18 protein-coding genes are annotated in these 18606 nt (G+C 70.1%); 8 read left to right on the top strand and 10 right to left on the bottom strand.

The window, feature by feature from the left end:
- Positions 1 to 79: 79 nt before the first annotated feature.
- Positions 80 to 1066 carry a peptidylprolyl isomerase gene (locus FXO19_RS05365; RefSeq protein ID WP_149194045.1) on the bottom strand — a complete coding sequence of 329 codons (987 nt, stop codon included), beginning with the start codon at positions 1064 to 1066 and terminating at the stop codon, positions 80 to 82.
- 152 nt (positions 1067 to 1218) lie between these two features.
- On the opposite strand from FXO19_RS05365, the gene FXO19_RS05360 reads away from it, so the two are divergent.
- Together FXO19_RS05360 and FXO19_RS05355 are read left to right on the top strand one after the other, a co-directional pair.
- Complete coding sequence (locus FXO19_RS05360) at positions 1219 to 1602, top strand: PadR family transcriptional regulator (RefSeq protein WP_187775638.1); 384 nt, start codon at positions 1219 to 1221, stop codon at positions 1600 to 1602.
- Positions 1603 to 1738: 136 nt separating this feature from the next.
- On the top strand, positions 1739 to 2674 hold the full coding sequence (locus FXO19_RS05355; RefSeq protein WP_149194043.1) for a sensor domain-containing protein: 936 nt from the start codon (positions 1739 to 1741) through the stop codon (positions 2672 to 2674).
- 46 nt (positions 2675 to 2720) lie between these two features.
- Here the strand turns inward: FXO19_RS05355 and FXO19_RS05350 are convergent, their stop codons facing one another.
- Both FXO19_RS05350 and FXO19_RS05345 read right to left on the bottom strand, forming a co-directional pair.
- Entirely contained in the window at positions 2721 to 4043 is a 1323-nt protein-coding gene (locus FXO19_RS05350; protein WP_149194042.1) for a polyhydroxyalkanoate depolymerase, read from the bottom strand.
- 92 nt (positions 4044 to 4135) lie between these two features.
- Positions 4136 to 4726, bottom strand: coding sequence for a class I SAM-dependent DNA methyltransferase (locus FXO19_RS05345; RefSeq protein ID WP_149194041.1), 591 nt, complete (start codon positions 4724 to 4726; stop codon positions 4136 to 4138).
- Positions 4727 to 5038: 312 nt separating this feature from the next.
- Here FXO19_RS05345 and FXO19_RS05340 point away from each other — a divergent pair, with 312 nt between their 5' ends.
- A complete protein-coding gene (locus FXO19_RS05340; RefSeq protein WP_149194040.1) occupies positions 5039 to 5461 on the top strand; it encodes a CopD family protein in 423 nt (140 codons plus the stop codon).
- A gap of 20 nt (positions 5462 to 5481) precedes the next feature.
- Here FXO19_RS05340 and FXO19_RS05335 read toward each other — a convergent pair whose 3' ends face one another.
- From FXO19_RS05335 to FXO19_RS05325, 3 genes are all read right to left on the bottom strand, one after another.
- A complete protein-coding gene (locus FXO19_RS05335) occupies positions 5482 to 6660 on the bottom strand; it encodes a patatin-like phospholipase family protein (RefSeq protein ID WP_187775637.1) in 1179 nt (392 codons plus the stop codon).
- Positions 6657 to 7442: a 3-hydroxybutyrate dehydrogenase gene (locus FXO19_RS05330; RefSeq protein WP_149194038.1), complete on the bottom strand. Its 786-nt coding sequence runs from the start codon at positions 7440 to 7442 to the stop codon at positions 6657 to 6659. Before FXO19_RS05330 ends, FXO19_RS05335 begins: the two co-directional genes overlap by 4 nt.
- A gap of 232 nt (positions 7443 to 7674) precedes the next feature.
- Positions 7675 to 9372, bottom strand: coding sequence for an alkaline phosphatase (locus FXO19_RS05325; protein ID WP_149194206.1), 1698 nt, complete (start codon positions 9370 to 9372; stop codon positions 7675 to 7677).
- A gap of 136 nt (positions 9373 to 9508) precedes the next feature.
- Here FXO19_RS05325 and FXO19_RS05320 point away from each other — a divergent pair, with 136 nt between their 5' ends.
- The gene (locus FXO19_RS05320) at positions 9509 to 10786 is read left to right on the top strand and encodes a dicarboxylate/amino acid:cation symporter (protein ID WP_149194037.1); all 1278 of its coding nucleotides are present in this window, start codon (positions 9509 to 9511) and stop codon (positions 10784 to 10786) included.
- A 339-nt stretch (positions 10787 to 11125) separates the two neighbouring features.
- Here FXO19_RS05320 and FXO19_RS05315 read toward each other — a convergent pair whose 3' ends face one another.
- The 4 genes from FXO19_RS05315 to FXO19_RS05300 all read right to left on the bottom strand — a co-directional run bounded on the left by FXO19_RS05315 (position 11126) and on the right by FXO19_RS05300 (position 13998).
- Positions 11126 to 12010 carry a bile acid:sodium symporter family protein gene (locus FXO19_RS05315; protein WP_149194036.1) on the bottom strand — a complete coding sequence of 295 codons (885 nt, stop codon included), beginning with the start codon at positions 12008 to 12010 and terminating at the stop codon, positions 11126 to 11128.
- A 40-nt stretch (positions 12011 to 12050) separates the two neighbouring features.
- Complete coding sequence (locus FXO19_RS05310) at positions 12051 to 12464, bottom strand: hypothetical protein (protein ID WP_149194035.1); 414 nt, start codon at positions 12462 to 12464, stop codon at positions 12051 to 12053.
- Positions 12465 to 12642: 178 nt separating this feature from the next.
- Complete coding sequence (locus FXO19_RS05305) at positions 12643 to 13206, bottom strand: C40 family peptidase (RefSeq protein ID WP_149194205.1); 564 nt, start codon at positions 13204 to 13206, stop codon at positions 12643 to 12645.
- Between the two features lie 213 nt (positions 13207 to 13419).
- Positions 13420 to 13998: a C40 family peptidase gene (locus tag FXO19_RS05300; protein WP_149194034.1), complete on the bottom strand. Its 579-nt coding sequence runs from the start codon at positions 13996 to 13998 to the stop codon at positions 13420 to 13422.
- Positions 13999 to 14075: 77 nt separating this feature from the next.
- Between FXO19_RS05300 and FXO19_RS05295 the strand changes: the two genes are divergently transcribed.
- The 4 genes from FXO19_RS05295 to gorA all read left to right on the top strand — a co-directional run bounded on the left by FXO19_RS05295 (position 14076) and on the right by gorA (position 18529).
- Positions 14076 to 14555, top strand: a complete 480-nt coding sequence (locus FXO19_RS05295) for an FKBP-type peptidyl-prolyl cis-trans isomerase (protein WP_149194033.1) — start codon at positions 14076 to 14078, stop codon at positions 14553 to 14555.
- Positions 14556 to 14663: 108 nt separating this feature from the next.
- The gene (locus tag FXO19_RS05290; RefSeq protein WP_255516303.1) at positions 14664 to 15908 is read left to right on the top strand and encodes a DUF418 domain-containing protein; all 1245 of its coding nucleotides are present in this window, start codon (positions 14664 to 14666) and stop codon (positions 15906 to 15908) included.
- Positions 15909 to 15917: 9 nt separating this feature from the next.
- Positions 15918 to 17165 carry an NAD(P)/FAD-dependent oxidoreductase gene (locus FXO19_RS05285; protein ID WP_149194032.1) on the top strand — a complete coding sequence of 416 codons (1248 nt, stop codon included), beginning with the start codon at positions 15918 to 15920 and terminating at the stop codon, positions 17163 to 17165.
- Positions 17162 to 18529, top strand: coding sequence for a glutathione-disulfide reductase (gene gorA / locus FXO19_RS05280; protein ID WP_149194031.1), 1368 nt, complete (start codon positions 17162 to 17164; stop codon positions 18527 to 18529). Before FXO19_RS05285 ends, gorA begins: the two co-directional genes overlap by 4 nt.
- The last annotated feature ends 77 nt before the right edge of the window (positions 18530 to 18606 follow it).

Below are 18606 nucleotides of genomic sequence, written 5' to 3'. Positions count from 1 at the left end.
AGCCGCCGTGATGAGGACGCCCGAGCACCAGGAGGCCTCGAACATCACTGCGCGATGCCGGTGATGTGCATGCAGGCGGTCACGCTTCGGCGGAGGTGTCCCGCACCGGCAGCGGCACGTTGCACAGGTCGATGTGGCCGGCCGGACGCTTGTACCAGTCGTCGCGGCGGTTGCGGCGCGATTCGACCACGGCATCGAACAGCGGGGTGTCGGTGCGCAGCACCTGCAGTGCGCTGCGTTCGCCTTCCGGGACTTCCGCGGCCAGCCGCACCGCGCGGATGCGGGTGCGCTGCGAAGGCTTCTCGTAGAACCCGAGCGGGCCGGTGCCGCGCGGCAGCACGCTCAGCAGTTCCATGCCCTGCAACACGCGTCCGATCAGGGTGATGTTGCGATCGAGCTGGCGCGGCGATTGCCCGATCACCGCGTACAGCTCGGTGCCGTTGCTGGAGTCGGCGGCCATGTCGCGGCCGGCGCCGACCATGCCGTAGCAGTGCGCCAGCCAGGTCTCGCCGGTCTTCGGGTCGCGGCCGGCGGGGAAGCCGTCGACGAAACCGACTTCCGGCGCCCAGCCGTCGGGGTCGGGCAGGCGGTGGAAGGCCAGCCCGTCGGCGTTGCGGGTGAACTCGGCCGGCAGCTTCTCCTGCACGCCGCCGAGCGGGCGGCGCGCGTCGGCGTCTTCGGTCGGGTCGCCCCACTGCACGACGAAGTTGTCCTGCGAGCGGTACAGGCTCAACCCGTCCCAGTAGCCTTCGCGGGCCAGGGTGCGCAGGTTGGTGACGTGCGCCGGGGCGAAGGCGGGGGCGAGTTCGATCACCACGCGGCCGGCGTCCAGCTCCATGTACAGCAGGCTCTCCGGATCCGGTGTGCGCCAGTCGCCGGGCTGCGAGGCCTCCAGCAGCTCGTCCATCGTGCGTGCCGGGGCCGGCTCCGTGGCTTCGACAGGTGCCTCCACGACCGGCTCGGCCGGATCCGGCGCCGCCGCCGAGGGCGTTTCGGTCCGCTCGCAGGCGGTCAGGAGCAGGCCAGCGGCGAGCAGGCAGGCGATCGGGACGGGACGCAGGGACATGGCAGGCACCGTGACGGACGTGGCCGGATTCTCGCCCGGATCCGTCGTTGCTGGCGAATCCGTCCCGGTGACTAGTGGCACATTCGCTATACGGAAGTTATTAGTAGTGTGGCGGCCACTCACCGCGATCACCGAAAGAACCGTACCTGCCCATGTCCGATCCCGACATCACCAGCGATGCCTACCTGCGCAAGTTCCAGAAGGAACTCAGCGCCGGCACCGTCTCGCTGGTGCTGCTGGCGGTACTGGCGGCGGCGCCGGAGCCGATGTACGGCTACCAGATCGCCAAGCGGCTCGAGCGCGTCGGCGACGGCGTGCTGGCGGGCAAGCAGAGCGCGCTGTACCCGGTGCTGCGCAATCTCGGCGCCGCCGGCCTGCTCGACAGCCACGTGGCGCCGTCCGCTTCCGGGCCGCCGCGCCGCTACTACCGCATCACCGATGTCGGCCGCCGGACGCTGGCGCAATGGATCGCGGCCTGGTCCGCGACCCGCGATTCCGTCGATTCCGTCTTGCGGGGCGTCGGAGACGGTCCGTGAGTCGCGGCCAGGATGGCCGCGCCGCGAAGCAACCACGGGTTGCTTCGTCGGGAGCGCGTCCGGACATGCGCCGGACGCGCTCCTTGAAGAGCGCACAGGACGTGCGTTGTTCAACCCATCATTCCGGAGTGAAGCCATGAACACGCAACGCCTGCCGACCACGATTCCGGAGTATCTGGAGCACCTGCGGCGCTCCCTCGCCGGCGCCGACCCGGCGCTGATCCAGGACGCGCTGTACGACGCCGAGGAGTACCTGCGTTCGGAGCTGGTGGAAAATCCCGGCAAGTCCGAGGCCGAAGTGATCGCGGCGGTGGCGTCGAGCTACGGCGCGCCGGACGAGGTGGCGGACATCTATCGCGAGACCGAGGTCAAGGTGCAGACCGCGCTACGGTCGCCACCGCCACCGGCGCGCAAATCGGTGCTCGGGCGGTTCTTCGGCGTGGCCGCCGACCCGCGTGCCTACGCGGCGCTGTTCTACATGATACTGGCGCTGGCGACCGGCATCTTCTATTTCACCTGGGTGGTGACCGGGCTGTCGCTGTCCGCCGGGCTGGCGGTGCTGATCGTCGGCATTCCGTTCGTGATCCTGTTCTTCGGCTCGATACGGGTGCTGTCGCTGGTCGAGGGCCGGATCGTCGAGGTGATGCTGGGCGAGCGCATGCCGCGGCGGCCGTTGTACACCGCGCGCGGGCGCACGCTGCTGCAGCGGATCGGCGACATGTTCACCGACCCGCGCAGTTGGAGCACTCTGCTGTACATGCTGCTGATGCTGCCGCTGGGCATCGCCTACTTCACCGTGGCGGTGACGATGATCTCGGTGTCGGCGAGTGCCATCGCCGCACCGGTGCTGGTGTGGCTGGGAATCGCCGAAGCCGCCATCGACGTGAGCGGCTGGCAGGTGCTGTACTTCGGTCACGACCTGATCGGCACCTCGGTCGAGCCCTGGGCCCTGCCGCTGCTGTTCGTCTGCGGCGTGCTGCTGCTGTTCGTCACCCTGCATCTGGCGCGCGGCCTCGGCCGGGTGCACGGCCTGCTGGCCAAGCACCTGCTGGTGAAGACCACAAATGCCTAGCGCGGGCGGTGCTGGAGAAGAGCGCTCGTGGCGATGGGTGCGGCGCTCAGCGCCGCGGCTTTTTCTTCGCGGTCGCAGCGCGGCCGGTTGACGCGCGTGTCTTGGTGGTCCTGCCGGCGGGCTGCTGCGCGTGGCTGGCGATGAAGTCGCGCACCTGCGGGTAGACCTGGGTGCGCCAGCGGCGGCCGCTGAAGATGCCGTAGTGGCCGGCGCCCTTGACGGTGATGTGCTGGCGCTCGGACTCGGGAATGCCGGTGCACAGCTTGTGCGCGGCGCGGGTCTGGCCCTGGCCGGAGATGTCGTCGAGTTCGCCCTCGATGGTCAGCAGCGCGGTATCGCCGATCGCCTCCGGCCGCACCCGCTCGCCGGCGACGTCCCACAGGCCGCGCGGCAGCAGGAATTCCTGGAACACGATGCGCACCGTGTCCAGGTAGTAGTCGGCCGGCATGTCGAGCACGGCGTTGTACTCGTCGTAGAAGCGGCGATGCGACTCGGCGTCGTCGAGATCGCCCTTGACCAGGTCCCGGTAGAAGTCCCAGTGTGACATGAAGTGCCGCTCCGGGTTCATCGCCATGAAGCCGGTGTGCTGCAGGAATCCGGGATAGACGCGGCGCCCGCTGCCGGGATAGTTCGGCGGCACCGGATGGACCACGTTCTGCTCGAACCACCACAGCGGCTTCTGCGTGGCCAGGTTGTTGACCGCGGTGGGCGACTCGCGGGTGTCGATCGGGCCGCCCATCAGCACCAGCGAGCGCGGCGTCGGCTCGCCGCGCGCGGCCATCAGCGAGACCGCCGCCAGCACCGGCACGGTCGGCTGGCAGACGCTGATCACGTGCAGGTCGTCGGCGCCGATCTCGCGGATGAACTGCTCGATGTAGGCGACGTAGTCGTCGAGGGTGAACGTCCCGTCCTCCTTCGGCACCATGCGCGCGTCGACCCAGTCGGTCACGTAGACCTTGTGGTCGCGCAGCAGCGTGCGCACGGTGTCGCGCAGCAGGGTCGAGTGATGGCCGGACAACGGCGCCACCACCAGGACCGGCGGCTGGCCCTTGAGCTCGGTGATGCTCTCGGCGTCGTCGCTGTAGCGCTTGAAGCGCAGCAGTCGGCAGAACGGCCGCGTCGAAACTTCCTTCTCGACCACCGGGTAGGCGTTGCCGTCGATCTCGACCGAATGGATGTCGAAGGCCGGCTTCTCGTAGTCCTTGCCGATGCGATAGAACAGCTCGTTGGCCGCCGCCACGCGCTCGGCACCGGGCAGCGCCGACAGCCAGCTGCCCGCGGCGGAGTAGGCCTTGGCGTTGGCGTCGGCCCAGTAGGCGAACGGCGCCATCCAGGCGCGGCCGATTTCATGGAACTGGTACAGGAACATCGCAGTACCGGGTCATGGTTGTTGCGGCGCAGCATAGCCGATCGCGGCGGCGGCCGGGTGAATCGACGCCGCTGCCGGCCATGGCCGCGTCGCTATGCGGTTTCCAGCGCAGTCGCGTCGTCGGCGAGGGCGGGCGAAAGCCAGCAGTGCGATCCGAGCGGACGAAACCCTGCGGCCTCGAACCGGCGCCGGTAGAACGCCGCCGGTCGCCGGAAGAAGCCCTCGTCGTCGCCTTCGGCCTGGTCCTCGCGCACGAACGTCTCCAGGAATGCGATGCCGCCGCACAGTTCGGCCAGGCCGGGCAGGCCGCGGTCGAGTTCGCGTGACGGCAGATAGTGCAGCACGTCACTGCACACCAGCAGGTCCACCGGCGCGCACGGGCGCAGCACGGCGAAGTCGCCGAGCCGGGCGTGGTGCAGGTTGCGACGCGCGCCGTAGCGCGCGATCGCGTAGTCGCTGGCGTCGAAACCGAGATAGCGGGCCTTCGGCCGCAGCGTCAGCAGCGGTGCGCGCCAGGCGCCTTCGCCGCAGCCGATGTCGAGCACCGTGCGCAGCGGCCGCTCCAGATGGTATTCGGCGGTGGCGACCGCCAGCGCGATCTTGCGCGCCAGCCGCCGGCGGCCGCCGATGCCGCCGTCGCGGTACCAGCGGTCGAAGTAGGCGCGGTCGTAGCGTTTGCTCATTCGATGGGCCATCGTGGAATCTGCACCCATTGTAGGAGCGCGCCATGCGCGCGATGCCGCGCCAGGCAGCCTTTTTCCGCTGCGGTATGGCCAGACCCGTCGCCACGGGCCGGTCCAATAGGCAGCCGAGCTCTTCGCAATGCGCTGACAATCATCCAGGCTTGAAGCGCCGGCTATTCGTTGGCGAAACCCGTGGCGACGGCCCATTTCTCACCGCGGCGGAGAAAGCTGCGTGGCCAGCATCGCGCGCACGGCGCGCTCCTACGGAGAAGGGGATTATGCGATCCTGTCGCGCGCTGACGGGAGCTGACGATGCAAGCCTATTTCTGGACCAAGACCGCGCACCTGGTATTCGTGATCGCCTGGATGGCGAGCGTGTTCTACCTGCCGCGCATCCTCGTCAACCTGGCCGAAGCCGGGGGCGAACCCGCGGTGCGTGCGCGACTGGTGCTGATGGGGCGGCGCCTGTACCGCTTCGGGCATGTCATGTTCGGCCTCGCCTTCGTGTTCGGCCTGACGCTGTGGCTCCATTTCAAGGTCGCGGGCGGCTGGCTGCATGCCAAGCTGGCGCTGGTGGCGCTGCTGCTGGCGTACTTCATCCTCGTCGGGCGTTGGCTCAAGGGCGCCGAGAGGGGACGTCCGCTGCCGCCGTCGCGGGCGCTGCGCTGGCTCAACGAGGCGCCGCTGCCGCTGCTGGTGGCGATCGTGTACCTGGTGCTGGCCAAGCCGTTCTGACGGCCGCCGCCGGCGGAGCGCTATCGCGTGAGCCGGTGCACGTCGTGCGTGGCCACGCCGACGCTGCGGTCCGGCAGGGCGAAGAACTCGGGATGCTCGAGGGTGAGGGCGGTATCGCGCAGGCCGCCGCTCCAGTGGTCGTGCAGCGGGATGCGGCCGAAGGCATAGTCCTTGTGCTCGCGCTCCCAGGACTTGCTCTGGTAGATCAGGTGGACGATGTTGAACACGCGGTCGTCGAGGTACGGTGCCAGCGCGGCTTCCAGGTGCGGTGGCAGCTGGCCACCGGGAAGCTGTTCGATCAGTTCGTTGAGCGCGGTGCGCAGCTGCTGGGCCAGTTCCACCATGCGCGTGCCGTGGCGGGTGCGGCTGGAGTAGCGGATGTCCTTGATCCGTTCCAGCACGTCCGCCATCGTCCGCGGCGCCGGGCCGCGCGCGCTCCACAGGTCGACCTGGAACACCAGCGTGTCCTCATGCGGGCGGCAGTCGAGGATGTATTCCAGCGGCGTGTTGGAGACGACGCCGCCGTCCCAGTACGGCTCGCCGTCGATCTCCACCGCCGGGAACGCCGGCGGCAACGCGCCGGAGGCGAGGATGTGCTCGATCCGGATCGGCTCGCTGGCGCTGTCGAAATAGCGGAAGTTGCCGCGGGTGACGCTGGCCGCGCCGACGGTCAGGCGCACGCTGCGGTCGCGATGCAGGCGCTCGAAGTCGATGAAGCGCTCCAGCGTCGCGCGCAATGGCGTGGTGTCGTAGAAGCTGGTGGCCTGCGCACTGCCGTCGTCGAACAGGAACGGCGACAGCATGCGCGGCTCGAAGAAGCCGCGCTGGCCCTGCAGCAGCGAGCCGAGCGCACCCATGCCGCGCGCCCAGGCCAGCAATGCCGGATGCTCCGGCAGCGCGGCCACCGTGCTGCGCACCGCGAGCGCCGGCAGCGACAGCGAAGGGCCCGGGTCGGAGATCAGCTCCCAGAATCCGCGCAGCTGCTGCACGCGCTCATCGGGCGCGTTGCCGGCCAGGATCGCCGCATTGATCGCGCCGATCGAGATGCCGGCGAACCAGTTCGGGCGGATGCCCGCCTCGTGCAGGCCCTCGTACACGCCGCACTGATAGCCGCCAAGCGCGCCACCGCCCTGCAGCACCAGTGCGACCGTGGGATAGCGTGCGATGTGGCGGCACACCTCGGCCGGCAGCGCGCTCACTGCATGAACCAGCCGTGGCTGACCACGACGCTCTGGCCGGTCAGGGCGTTGGTCTCGAACGCGGCCAGCGTCAGTGCCACGTTGGCGACGTCGTCGACGGTGGTGAACTCGCCGTCCACGGTGTCCTTGAGCATCACGTTCTTCACCACCTCGTCCTCGCTGATGCCCAGTTCCCGCGCCTGCTCCGGGATCTGCTTGTCGACCAGCGGCGTGCGCACGAAGCCGGGGCAGATCACGTTGGCGCGCACGCCGTAGCCGGCCGCTTCCTTGGCCACCGTGCGCGCCAGCCCGAGCAGCCCGTGCTTGGCGGTCACGTAGGGCGCCTTGAGCTTGGAGGCCAGGTGCGAGTGCACCGAGCCCATGTAGATGATCGCGCCGCCCGCGCCGCGCTGCTCCATGTCCTTCAGGCACTCGCGCGTGGTCAGGAAGGCGCCGTCGAGATGGATGGCGAGCATCTTCTTCCAGTCGGCGAGGCTGAAGTCGGTGAGCTTGTTGACGATCTGGATGCCGGCGTTGGAGACCAGCACGTCGACCTTGCCGTAGTGCGCGATCACCTTGGCGATGCCGTCGACCACCTGGGCCTCGTCGGTGACGTCCATCGCCACCGCCAGGGCGTCGCCGCCGTCGTCGCGGATCTGCCGAGCAACGGTCTCGGCTGCTTCCAGCTTGAGATCGGCAATGGCGACCAAGCCGCCGGCCTGCGCGTAGACCTCGGCGATGCGCCTGCCGATGCCGCTGGCGGCGCCGGTGACCACGCAGACCTTGCCGTCGAGTCGGGTCATGTCTTCACTCCAGGGGAACGGTTGCCATCAGCATAGCGGCCGGCATGTCGGGAGTCTGTCGTACCAAAGGGGCAGCGCTCGCGATGGTCCCCTCGTAGGAGCGCGTCATACGCGCGATGCCGCGGGTGTCGGCAGGATCCGGTGAATGCCACGATCCTGGACCGGCAGGCGCGCCGGTCACCGGAATTCGTGGGCGGCGAAATCCCCGCGGCATCGCGCGCATGGCGCGCTCCTACGGAGTGCCTTGGAAGTCCTGCGGCCGCGGCAGTTCCACCGGGACGCCGTCGGCGTTGCACAGGCCGGCGGCGCACAGGCGCTGGCGCAGTTTCGGCGTGGCCTGGACCATGACATGGAAGATCGCGTGTTGTTCGACATTGCCGCGGACCGCCGCCGCGCCCGGGCCGCGCGCCCAGATGCCGACATCGTCGCCGCCGTGGGTCTCGTCGATCAGCGGCAGCACCGATTCCTGCAGGTAGTCCGGGTCCTGGGTGTCGACATGGGTCAGGTCCGGGCGTCCCTGTGCGGCGGTGACACCATGGGCCTCGTGCCGGAAATACTTCGATCCGGCCGGCTGGGCATCGCTGGCGCCGGTGTAGCCGGGGCCGTTGGCGTAGCCGAGGGTGGTGTAGGGCAGGCCGATCAGGTCGCGGGCGATATTGGCATCGGCGTCGCCCAGGGCGCCGCGCACCTTGCCGAGGATCGGATTGCCGCGCGCCGGGTAGCCGGCGAAGGTCAGGGTGTGGGCGTGATCGGCAGTCACCAGGACCAGGGTGTCGTCGTCGGAAGACAGCTCGACCGCGGCGTCGACCGCCTCGGCCAGGGCGATGGTGTCGGTCAGTGCACGATGGGCGTTGCCGAAATGGTGGGCGTGGTCGATGCGGCCGGCCTCGACCAGCAGCACGTAGCCGTCACCGGCGGAGCGCAGGCGGCCGATCGCCTCGCGGGTCAACTCGGCCAGGCTTGGCTCGCCGGGATCGCGCGGGCGGTCGTGCTCGAAATGCATGTGGTCGTATTCGAACAGGCCCAGCACCGGCGTCCTGCCGCGTGCGGCGTCGAGCTGGTCGCGGTTCCAGACGTAGGCGCCGCCGGGGTGCTTTGCCCGCCACTCGGCAATCAGGTCGCGGCCATCGCGGCGCAGGCCGCGTTTGTCCGCGTGCTCCGGGTCGGCTTGGTCGGCGGTCATGAAATGCTTGCGGCCGCCGCCGAACACCACGTCCGGGCCGCGGCCGAAGCGGGAATCGAGCAGTTGCTGCGCGATATCGACGCAGCCGCCCGCGCGCGCCGCCGCCGGCACCAGGCCGTCGCTTTCCCAGTCGCGGTCGGGCGAGCGCGCGTAGGTCGCCGCGGGCGTGGCGTGGGTGATGCGGGTGGTGGTGACGATGCCGGTTGCCAGGCCGGCGCTCTCGGCCAGTTCGAGCACGGTGAGCAGGGCGTTGTCGTCGATGTCGCTGCAGTCGCCGCGCGGCCGTGCCTGGGCCAGGCCGATCACGCCGGCGCGGGTCTTCACGCCGCTGGCCATCGCGGTCATGGTGCCGGCCGAATCCGGCGTCTGCATGTCGGTGTTGTAGGTGCGGCTGAGCGCGGTGTGCGGGAAATCCTCCCAGCCCAGCCGGTGCTCCTCGCCGGATCCGCCGGCCTGCTGGCCAGCGAGAATGCGCGCGGCGGCGACCGTGGTCAGGCTCATGCCGTCGCCGACGAACAGGATCACGTTCTTCGCGCGCCCTTCCATGGCGCCGCGTTCGGCGGCGGCCGCGGCGCCGCTGCGGAACCACCATTGCGCGGTCTCGCCGCCGGGCCGGGCGATCGACGGCACGTCGATCGGCGCTATGGTCGCGGGCATGCCGACGTCCGCCGCAGGGGAAGGATCACGCGCCTGGGTGGCGCAGGCGCAGAGCAGGGCGGACAGGCAGCAGAGCGTGGGAATGCGCATCGCGACGACGGGAGCCAGGGAGACGGGGCTGCGCATTATGCCGCCGGCAGCGCGCCGCAGTGTTGCATGCAGATGACTGCAGCGGGCCCATGACTCGGGTATCGTCGGCGAATCCTCCCGGCCTGGTCCGCGTTCGATGCTGAAGTGGTGGTTCCGCATTCCGTTCTGGCAACGCGTTGCCGGCGGCTTCGTGCTCGGTGCGCTGGCCGGCTGGTTGCTCGGCCCCGCGGCGGAAATCTGGCTGCAGCCGTTGGGCACGTTGTACGTCAACCTGATCCGCATGATCGCGGTGCCGCTGGTGTTCTTCGCGGTGATCAACGCGGTCTCGGCGCTGCACGGCCAGCAGTCGGTGGCGGCGCTGGGCGGACGCACGTTCGGCTGGTTCGCGATCACCGCGACCCTCGCGGTCGGCGTCGGACTGGCGATCGCCTTCGTCTTCAACCCGGGCGTTGGCGTCGACCTGGCGCCGCCGCCGGACTACACGCCGCGCGACGTGCCGACGCCGGTACAGGTGCTGCTGGACATCGTGCCGACCAATCCGTTCGCGGCGCTGGCCGAGGGCAAGATCCTGCAGGTCATCTTCTTCGCCGGGCTGCTCGGCTTCGCGCTGGTGAAGCTGGGCGAGCGCACCGAGGGCCTGCGCAAGCTGGTGGGACAGGCCAGCGAGGCGATGATCCAGGTCACTCGCTTCGTGCTCGAGGTCACCCCGATCGGCACCTTCGGCCTGATCGCGGGCCTGGTCGGCGCCTACGGTTTCGAGAAGCTGCTGCCGCTGGGCAACTTCGTCATCGCGCTGTACCTGGCCTGCGGGCTGCACATCGTCTTCGTCTACGGCGGCCTGCTGCTGGCGCACGGGCTCAATCCACTGAAGTTCTTCCGCGGTGCGGCGGCCGGCATGCAGGTGGCGTTCGTCAGTTCGTCCAGCTTCGCCGCGCTGCCGGCGGCGCTGCGCAGCGTCACCCACAACCTCGGGGTGAACCGCGACTACGCTGCGTTCGCGGTGCCGCTCGGCGCCAGCATCAAGATGGACGGCTGCGGCGCGATCTATCCGTCACTGGCGGCGATCTTCGCCGCGCAGTACTACGGCATCGAGCTGAGCTTCGCGCAGTACATCGCCATCCTGCTGGCCTCGGTGCTCGGCAGCTTCGGCACCGCCGGCGTGCCCGGCACCGCGGTGGTGATGGCCACCGTGGTGCTGAGCGCGGCGGGCCTGCCGCTGGAAGTGCTGGGCATCCTGCTGGCGATCGACCGGGTGCTCGACATGATGCGCACCATGACCAACGTCACCGGGCAGATGCTGGTGCCGGTGCTGGTGGCCAAGGAGACCGGGCTGCTGGATCGCAAGGTCTACGACGCGGCGTCGAGCAACATCGGAATGGAAGGTGCGGCGGAGGAGTCCGGCACGCCGCGCTGAGGCGTGGCCGCGAACCGCCTGCATCCGTAGGAGCGCGCCATGCGCGCGATGCCGCGGGCATGGCGCCGCCCGCGAACTTCGGTGACCAGCGCGCCTGCCGGTCCAGGATCGCGGCGTCCACCGGATCCTGCCGGCACCCGCGGCATCGCGCGCATGGCGCGCTCCTACGCGGGCAGCGCGACCTCGCCATGGCGGCGCAGAAGCGGCGCGGGTCTGCGGTCGCCGCGCCCGGGCGGCGCCGTTCCCGTCGGCTTACCCGAGTGGCCGGGCCGTTGGAATGAACCGTCGGCTGCAGTTTCGATCCGCGTTCATCCGCGTCGATCCGTGGCTGAAAGAAGCTCAGCCCCCGCTTGCCGACGCCGGCACCGGCTCGCGCCCGCGGTTGACCCAGAGCGCGAAGCCGGCCGCGGTGAAGAACATCAGCAGGCTGTAGACCGCCGCCGGCACCGACATCGTGGCGTTGCCGAGCACGTTGAGCGCGACGAAGATTGCCAACGTGCCGTTGTGGATGCCGATCTCCATCGCGATCGCGATCGCCTGCCGCTTCGGCAGCTTCAGCGCCAGCGGTGCGGCGTAGCCGGTGGCCATGCTGGCCAGGTTGAACAGCAGGCAGGCCAGCCCGACCGCGGCGAAGTAGGTCAGCAGCGTGTTCCATTCCTGCACCACCGCCGCTGTGATCAGCAGCGCGAGCACCACGACCGACAGCAGCCGGATCGGCTTCTCCATGCGTGCGGCGAAGCCGGGCGCGAAGGCGCGGACGGTCATTCCGATCGCCACCGGCAGCACGATGATCACCGCCACCTCGACGATCTTGCGCACCGGCGGCGGCACGTACTGGCCGGCGCCGAGGAAGAACTCGAGTGACAGGTTGAGGATCAGCGGCAGCGTGACCAGGCACAGCATGCTGTTGACCGCGGTCAGGGTGATGTTGAGCGCGACGTCGCCGCGCGCCAGGTGACTGTAGATGTTGGCGGTGGCGCCGCCCGGCGAGGCGGCCAGCAGCATCAGTCCCACCGCCAGTTCCGGCGGCAGCCCGAAGGCCAGCGCCAGGCCCAGCGCCACCCAGGGCAGCACCGCGGTCTGCAGTAACAGCCCCGTCAGCACCGCGCGCGGATAGCGGGCGACGCGGCGAAAGTCGTCGATCGTCAGCCCGAGTCCGAGGCCGAGCATGATCACGCCGAGTGCGAGCGGCAACAACAGGGTGGTCAGCAACGTGGCCTGCATGCGGATCTCCTGGGTGGAAGGGCGGTCGCGGAGCGTTGGTTCAGAGCCGCGGTGCTGTTCGGCGCGCGGCCAGTCGCGTCGCCAGCCACGCCAGCGGCATCGGCAACAGCAGGCCGGCGAGGATCATCCACAGCGGATGCGGCAGGGCCGCCACGTTGAGGATCACGCCGGCGACGATCAGTCCGCCGACCGCCAGCCCCGCGAGCAGGCGATGCCCGCGCGCCAGCCGCGCGGCGACCCAGGCGCCGGCAAAGCCGGCCAGGCACCAGCCGCCCAGCACCCACAGCAGCTTGCCGGTCGATGCGCTCGCGACCAGGCGGGCCAGGTCGGCCTCGTCCTGCAGGTCGAGATCCGGTGGTGGCGGGAACAGCGCCATGCCGGCGTATTCCAGCGCCAGCATCGTCGCCACGCCCACCAGCAGACCCAGCAGCACCGCCCCGAACGTCCGCAGCATCGTCGTTCCTCCCCGTCGACGCGCCCGAGCATGGCGTGCGCCGCCGTTGCCGGCAAGCCGCAGCGCACGATCGCTGCGATTCGCCGGCGCGTGTGCTCGCTCGTGGCGGCGGGGTGTCAACGCGGAAACGAAGAAGGCCGCCAGTGGCGGCCTTCGGAATCGCGCGATGCCGGGTGGCTCAGACGCCGGTCACCCGGCGCGCCAGCGTGAACTTCCGGCTCCAGTAGCCGCTGTCGAGGCTGGAGACAGTGACGTCGCGACCGCTGCGCGGCGCATGCAGGAAGCGGCCGTTGCCCAGGTAGATGCCGACGTGATCGACGCGCCGGCCGCGGCGGGCGAAGAACACCAGGTCGCCGGCGTCGAGTTGCGTGCGTTCGATCTGCTCACCGGTGGTGGCCATGTCACGCGAGACGCGCGGCAGCTCGATGCCGAGCGCGGTGCGGAAAACGTAGCTGACCAGGCCGCTGCAGTCGAAGCCGCCGTCCGGAGAGGTGCCGCCCCAGCGATACGGCGTGCCGAGCAGGGCGAGACCCCGTTGCAGCAGCGTCTGTTGACGCCCCTCGGCCGACGCCGGAACGTCGCCGATTCCGGCGGCGATCAGCTGGTTGACGTCGGCGGCGAACAGCAGTTCGCGCCCCAAGGCGACCGGCAGCGGCTGCGCGAGCGATTGGCTGACCGAACGATTGAGCGGCGACTGGTCGGCCGAGTCGCCGGCCAGGCCGGTCGCCGCCAGGGCAGGCATCGCCGCACCGGCAAGCGCGGTGGCCAGCAGGAAGGAGAGGGTCCGCCCGAAACGGCGGGAAGGGGTGGCGGCAATGCGGCCGAGATCCGAGGCTTCTGTCGTCACGCTGAATTCAATCTTGTCGTTGTGGCGTGATGGTGCCCCACTCGCGTGACGCGTTCGTTAAAATTATGTTAATGAATGCGACGCAAGTCGCTGAATCAGCGAGAAATTTCAACGCACGATGCGTTTCGCGCCGCTGTAGTGGTCGCGCCAGTAGTGGCCATCCAGCCGATCCAGGCGCACCGTGCCGCCGCTGCTGGGGGCATGCACGAAGCGTCCTTCGCCGACATAGATGCCGACGTGGGTGACGTTGCCGCGGCTGCCGAAGAACACCAGGTCCGAGGCCGCCAGCCGTTCGGCGGCGATGCGCGGGCCCTGGTAGGCGGCCAGATCGCGCGAGGTTCGCGGCAGGCGCAGGTCGAGCATGTCGTCGTAGACGTAGTTGACCAGGCCGCTGCAGTCGAAGCCGCCTTCCGGGCTATTGCCGCCGTAGCGGTAGGGCGTGCCGACCAGGCTGATGGCACGCATCACCACCGCGTTGGCGGCGGCCGTGTCGGCAGGTTGCACGACCGGCCAGTGCCGCTGCGCGCCCGGTCCGCCGGACGGGCGGACATCATCGCGGCCACAGGCCGCCAGCAGCAGGGCGCCGGCCAGGAGCGCCACTGCGGTGCGCGACCGCCATGCCCCGCGCGGCCGGATTGGCGCGGTGCGGATGAAGCCCGGATAATGCGCATCGCTCACGGTCCGCATCTTGGCCGAATCCCCGAGCTCTGCACAAGCACTCTCGCACAAGCGGCGCAAGCGCCGCGTCACAGGTATCCATCGGCATGAAAATAGAGAAAGACCGCGTCGTCCGCTTCCACTACACCGTTTCCGAGGCCGGGCAGCCGCCGACCGAAAGCTCGAAGGAGCGCGAACCGCTGGCAATCCTGGCCGGGCACGGCAACATCATCCCGGGCCTGGAGCAGGCGATGGAAGGCCGCGTCGCCGGCGACAGTTTCAGCGCCGACATCGCCGCCGCCGATGCCTATGGCGAGCGCCGCGACGGACTGACCCAGCGCGTGCCGAAGAAGCACTTCGGCGGGCAGCGGCTGGCCCCGGGCATGCAAGTGGTGCTTAACACCAACTTCGGCCCGCGCGCGGTGACCGTGCAGAAGGTCGGCATGAGCGTGGTCGACGTCGACCTCAACCATCCGATGGCCGGCAAGGACCTGCATTTCGACGTCGAGATCGTCGAGGTGCGCGAGGCCAGTGCCGAGGAGATCGAGCACGGCCACGTCCATGGCGAGGGCGGTCACCAGCATTGACCGGCGGCCTGGCGTCGCGATTCCGCCGACGGCCCGCGCGAGCGGGCCGTTGCCGTTTCGGGACGGCTGCGGCATGGTGGAGCGGGGACTCGACGGGGCAACACGACGATGATGGATCGGGCGAGCTTCGCGCCGGTCGATGCGCAGCAGCGGATCGGCTTCATGGACGTGCTGCGCGCATGCGCGCTGCTCGGGATCCTGCTGGTCAATATTGAGTGGTTCACGCGGCCGTGGCAGGAGTTCGGCAACGGCGTCGCGTCCGGGCTCGCCGGCCTCGACCACGCAGCGGCCTGGGGCGTGCACGTGTTCGTTGCCGGCAAGTTCTGGGTTCTGTTCTCGCTGCTGTTCGGGATGGGATTCGCGGTGATGATGGCGCGCGCCGAGGCGGCCGGGCGGCCGTTCCGGGCGGTCTACCTGCGCCGGACCGCGGCGCTTCTGGTCATCGGCATCGCGCACGCGCTGCTGCTGTGGGCGGGCGACATCCTGCATACCTATGCGCTGGCGGCGTTGCTGCTGCTGGCGTTGCGCGACCTGCGCCCGCGGACGCAACTGGTGCTCGGGCTGTCGGTCTACTACGGCCTGTGCGTGCTGACACTGCTCGGCGCCGCAGCGGTGGGCCTGGTGCCCGGCGCGGCTGAAGCCGGCGCCGCGCAGGCGCTCGCTGCCGGCCGGGGCGCTGCTGCCGAAGCCGCACGGGTCTACGCCGAGGGCGGATTCGCGCAGGTGACCGCCCAGCGGGCGGCGGATTTCACGCGTTTCCTGCTCAACGACTTCTTCGTGGTGCCGATGGCGCTGGGGGTGTTCCTGGTTGGCAGCTGGCTGTTGCGCTCGGGGCGGATCGGCGACATCGCGGCGCAGCGGCCGTTCTTCCTCCGGCTGGCGGGGTTCGGCCTGCCGGTCGGATTGGGATTGTCGCTGTGGGCGGCATCGATCGGCGTCGGGGTCGACGCCGCCGAAAGCTACGCGCGCTGGCTGCTGGCGAATGCGCTGATGTCGCTGGGTGCGTTGCCGCTGGCGCTTGGTTATCTCGCGCTGCTCGCGCTGGCGTGGTCCACGGCCGCGGGTACGCGGGCGCTCGGCGTACTCGCGCCCGCCGGGCGCATGGCGCTGAGCAACTACCTGCTGCAGTCGCTGGTCGGCTCGCTGGTGTTCTACGGCTACGGCCTGGCGCTGTGGGGCCGGATCGGCCACGCTGGCCTGGTGCTGCTGGCCGTGGCGGTGTTCGTGCTCCAGGTCGCCGCCAGTCGCTGGTGGCTGATGCGTTTCCGTTTCGGCCCGGTCGAATGGCTGTGGCGCTGGGCGACCTATGGCCGACGTCCGCGGTTGCGCCAGGACGGATCGCCGGCCGCGTAAACTTGGCGGATGGAATCCCGTGTCGATGTACTGATCGTCGGTGGCGGCGTGATCGGCCTGGCCGGCGCGCTGGCGTTGCTGCATGCCGGCCGCAGCGTGCGCGTGCTGGAGTCGGGCACCGCAGGTTGCGGCAGTTCGCATGGCAACTGCGGCACGATCACCCCCAGCCATGCCGCGCCGCTGACCGAGCCGGGCGCGGTCGCACGCGCGCTGCGCTGGATGGCGACGCCGGATGCGCCGTTCTACCTCAAGCCGCGCTTCGATCCGGCGTTGTGGGGTTGGTTGCTGCGGTTCGCGGCACGCTGCAACCGGCGCGACTGGCGGGCGGCGATGGCGGCGCGGGCGTCGATCCTCGGCGCATCGCGCAGCGCATTGCCGGAGTGGATCGCACGCTATCGCCTGGCGTGCGAATTCGAGGCCTCGGGCGTGGACTACGTGTTCCGCGACGCCGCCGAGCTGGCGCATTTCGCCGATGAGTTGCGGGCGCTGGAAGAGGTCGGTGTGGCCTCCGAGGCCATCGACGGCGAGGTCTACCTGCGCGACGAACCGGCGCTGCTGCCGGGCGTCGCCGGCGTGGTGCGTTTCCCCGGCGATGCGCGCCTGCGCCCCAACCGCTATGTCGCGGAACTGGCGCGCGCGGTCCGTGAGCACGGCGGCGAGATCGTCGAGCACTGCGAGGTACGATCGATCGCGGCGGATGACGACGGGGCGACGGCATCGACCGCGCGCGGCGACTTCCGCGGCCGCGACCTGTTGTTGGCGACCGGCGCTTGGTCGCCGCGGTTGGGGCGCAGCCTCGACCTGCGCATCCCGGTGCAGCCGGGCAAGGGCTATTCGATCACCTATGCACGACCGGCGCTGGTGCCGAAGCGCCCGCTGGTGCTGCACGAACGCAGCGTCTGCGTGACCGCCTGGGACAGCGGCTTCCGGCTCGGCAGCACGATGGAGTTCTCCGGCTATGACACCAGCCTCAATCGCCGCCGGCTTGCCGCGCTCGAGCGCGGCGCCGCCGAGTTCCTGCGCGAGCCGGTCGGCCCCGCGCGGGAGGAGGAGTGGTACGGCTGGCGGCCGCTGACCTGCGACGACCTGCCTATCATCGGCCGCGCGCCCGGGCACCGCCGCGTCTGGCTCGCAACCGGGCACGGTATGCTCGGGGTCAGCATGAGTGCAGCCACCGGCCAACTGATCGCGGAACTGATGTGCGCGCAGTCGCCGCACATCGATCCCGCCCCGTTCGATCCGGGCCGCTTCGCATGAGCGCGGCCGATCCGTTCGATTTCGACCTGGTGGTGCTGGGCGGCGGCTCCGGCGGCCTGGCCGGCGCCTTCCGGGCTGCCGAGTACGGTGCGCGGGTGGCGCTGCTGGAACCCGGCGAACTCGGCGGCACCTGCGTCAACGTCGGCTGCGTGCCGAAGAAGGCGATGTGGCTGGCGGCCGAGCTGGCCTCGCGCATCGCCGCCGCCGCGCAACTGGGCTTCGACGTGCCGGCGACGCCGGCGTTCGACTGGCGCGAGTTCATCACCGACCGCCAGCGCTACATCGGCGGCATCCACGAGAGCTACCGCAAGCGTCTGGACCGCGCCGGCATCGTGCTGATGCCGACGCTGGGCAGCCTGCGCGACGCGCAGACGGTCGCGACCGGCGACGGCCAATGCCTGCGCGCGCGCCACATCCTGCTGGCGACCGGGTCCAGTCCGCAGCGGCCCGATGTCCCGGGCGCGGAACTGGGCGGCGTGTCGGACGATTTCTTCCACTGGTCGCAGGCGCCCGCCCGGGTGGCGCTGGTCGGCGGCGGCTACATCAGCGTCGAACTGGCCGGCCTGCTGCAGGCGCTGGGCAGCCGCGTCGATGTGTTCGTGCGCGGGCCGCGCCTGCTCAGCCACGCCGACGAGGAAGTGGTGGCGCAGCTGGAGGAGAACTACTGCCATCTCGGCGTCCGCCTGCACTTCGGGCATCGCCTGCGCGCGGTCGAACCGGCCGGTGACGGGCGCATACGCCTGCTCGACGAAGACGACCAGGCCAGCGATGCCTTCGACGCGCTGCTGTTCGCGATCGGCCGCCGCGCCAACAGCGCCGGCTTCGGTCCGGACGCGGCCGGCGTGGCGATCGACGCACGCGGCAATGTCGAGGTCGACGACTTCCAGAACACCAGTGCCGCGGGCGTCTACGCGGTCGGCGACGTGACCGGCCGCGAGACGCTGACACCGGTGGCGATCGCGGCGGCGCGGCGGCTGATGGACCGGCTATTCGGCGGCCAGGCCGAGGCCCGGCTCGACTACGCCAACGTGCCGACGGTGATCTTCGCCCATCCGCCGATCGGCGGCGTGGGCCTGACCGAGGCGCAGGCGCGCGACCAGTACGGCGATGCGGTGAAGGTCTATCGCAGCCGCTTCCGGCCGATGCTGCAGGCGCTGGTGGAGGCGCCGCTGTGCAGCCTGTTCAAGCTGGTCTGCGTCGGCGAGGACGAACGCGTGGTCGGCGTTCACCTGTACGGTGAGGCCGCCGACGAGATCCTGCAGGGCTTCGCGGTGGCGCTCAAGCTCGGCGCCACCATGGCCGACCTGCGCGACACCGTCGCCATCCATCCGACCAGTGCCGAGGAAGTGGTGCTGATGCGCTGACCTGCCGCCGTCGAGCGGAACTCGCTCCGCTGTACGTAGGAGCGCCTCATAGGCGCGATGCCGGCGCGGTGGCAGTT

It is taken from the genome of Luteimonas suaedae (assembly GCF_008312895.1).
GTDB lineage: Bacteria > Pseudomonadota > Gammaproteobacteria > Xanthomonadales > Xanthomonadaceae > Luteimonas > Luteimonas suaedae.
This window is presented reverse-complemented; position numbering and strand designations above follow the sequence as displayed.

What these genes read in the sequence shown, in the direction of transcription:
- FXO19_RS05365 (WP_149194045.1), bottom strand. Translation starts at nt 1,066, where the DNA reads ATGTCCCTGCGTCCCGTCCCGATCGCCTGCCTGCTCGCCGCTGGCCTG.
- FXO19_RS05360 (WP_187775638.1), top strand. Translation starts at nt 1,219, where the DNA reads ATGTCCGATCCCGACATCACCAGCGATGCCTACCTGCGCAAGTTCCAG.
- FXO19_RS05355 (WP_149194043.1), top strand. Translation starts at nt 1,739, where the DNA reads ATGAACACGCAACGCCTGCCGACCACGATTCCGGAGTATCTGGAGCAC.
- FXO19_RS05350 (WP_149194042.1), bottom strand. Translation starts at nt 4,043, where the DNA reads ATGTTCCTGTACCAGTTCCATGAAATCGGCCGCGCCTGGATGGCGCCG.
- FXO19_RS05345 (WP_149194041.1), bottom strand. Translation starts at nt 4,726, where the DNA reads ATGAGCAAACGCTACGACCGCGCCTACTTCGACCGCTGGTACCGCGAC.
- FXO19_RS05340 (WP_149194040.1), top strand. Translation starts at nt 5,039, where the DNA reads ATGCAAGCCTATTTCTGGACCAAGACCGCGCACCTGGTATTCGTGATC.
- FXO19_RS05330 (WP_149194038.1), bottom strand. Translation starts at nt 7,442, where the DNA reads ATGACCCGACTCGACGGCAAGGTCTGCGTGGTCACCGGCGCCGCCAGC.
- FXO19_RS05325 (WP_149194206.1), bottom strand. Translation starts at nt 9,372, where the DNA reads ATGCGCATTCCCACGCTCTGCTGCCTGTCCGCCCTGCTCTGCGCCTGC.
- FXO19_RS05320 (WP_149194037.1), top strand. Translation starts at nt 9,509, where the DNA reads ATGCTGAAGTGGTGGTTCCGCATTCCGTTCTGGCAACGCGTTGCCGGC.
- FXO19_RS05315 (WP_149194036.1), bottom strand. Translation starts at nt 12,010, where the DNA reads ATGCAGGCCACGTTGCTGACCACCCTGTTGTTGCCGCTCGCACTCGGC.
- FXO19_RS05310 (WP_149194035.1), bottom strand. Translation starts at nt 12,464, where the DNA reads ATGCTGCGGACGTTCGGGGCGGTGCTGCTGGGTCTGCTGGTGGGCGTG.
- FXO19_RS05305 (WP_149194205.1), bottom strand. Translation starts at nt 13,206, where the DNA reads ATGCCTGCCCTGGCGGCGACCGGCCTGGCCGGCGACTCGGCCGACCAG.
- FXO19_RS05300 (WP_149194034.1), bottom strand. Translation starts at nt 13,998, where the DNA reads ATGCGGACCGTGAGCGATGCGCATTATCCGGGCTTCATCCGCACCGCG.
- FXO19_RS05295 (WP_149194033.1), top strand. Translation starts at nt 14,076, where the DNA reads ATGAAAATAGAGAAAGACCGCGTCGTCCGCTTCCACTACACCGTTTCC.
- FXO19_RS05290 (WP_255516303.1), top strand. Translation starts at nt 14,664, where the DNA reads ATGATGGATCGGGCGAGCTTCGCGCCGGTCGATGCGCAGCAGCGGATC.
- FXO19_RS05285 (WP_149194032.1), top strand. Translation starts at nt 15,918, where the DNA reads ATGGAATCCCGTGTCGATGTACTGATCGTCGGTGGCGGCGTGATCGGC.
- gorA (WP_149194031.1), top strand. Translation starts at nt 17,162, where the DNA reads ATGAGCGCGGCCGATCCGTTCGATTTCGACCTGGTGGTGCTGGGCGGC.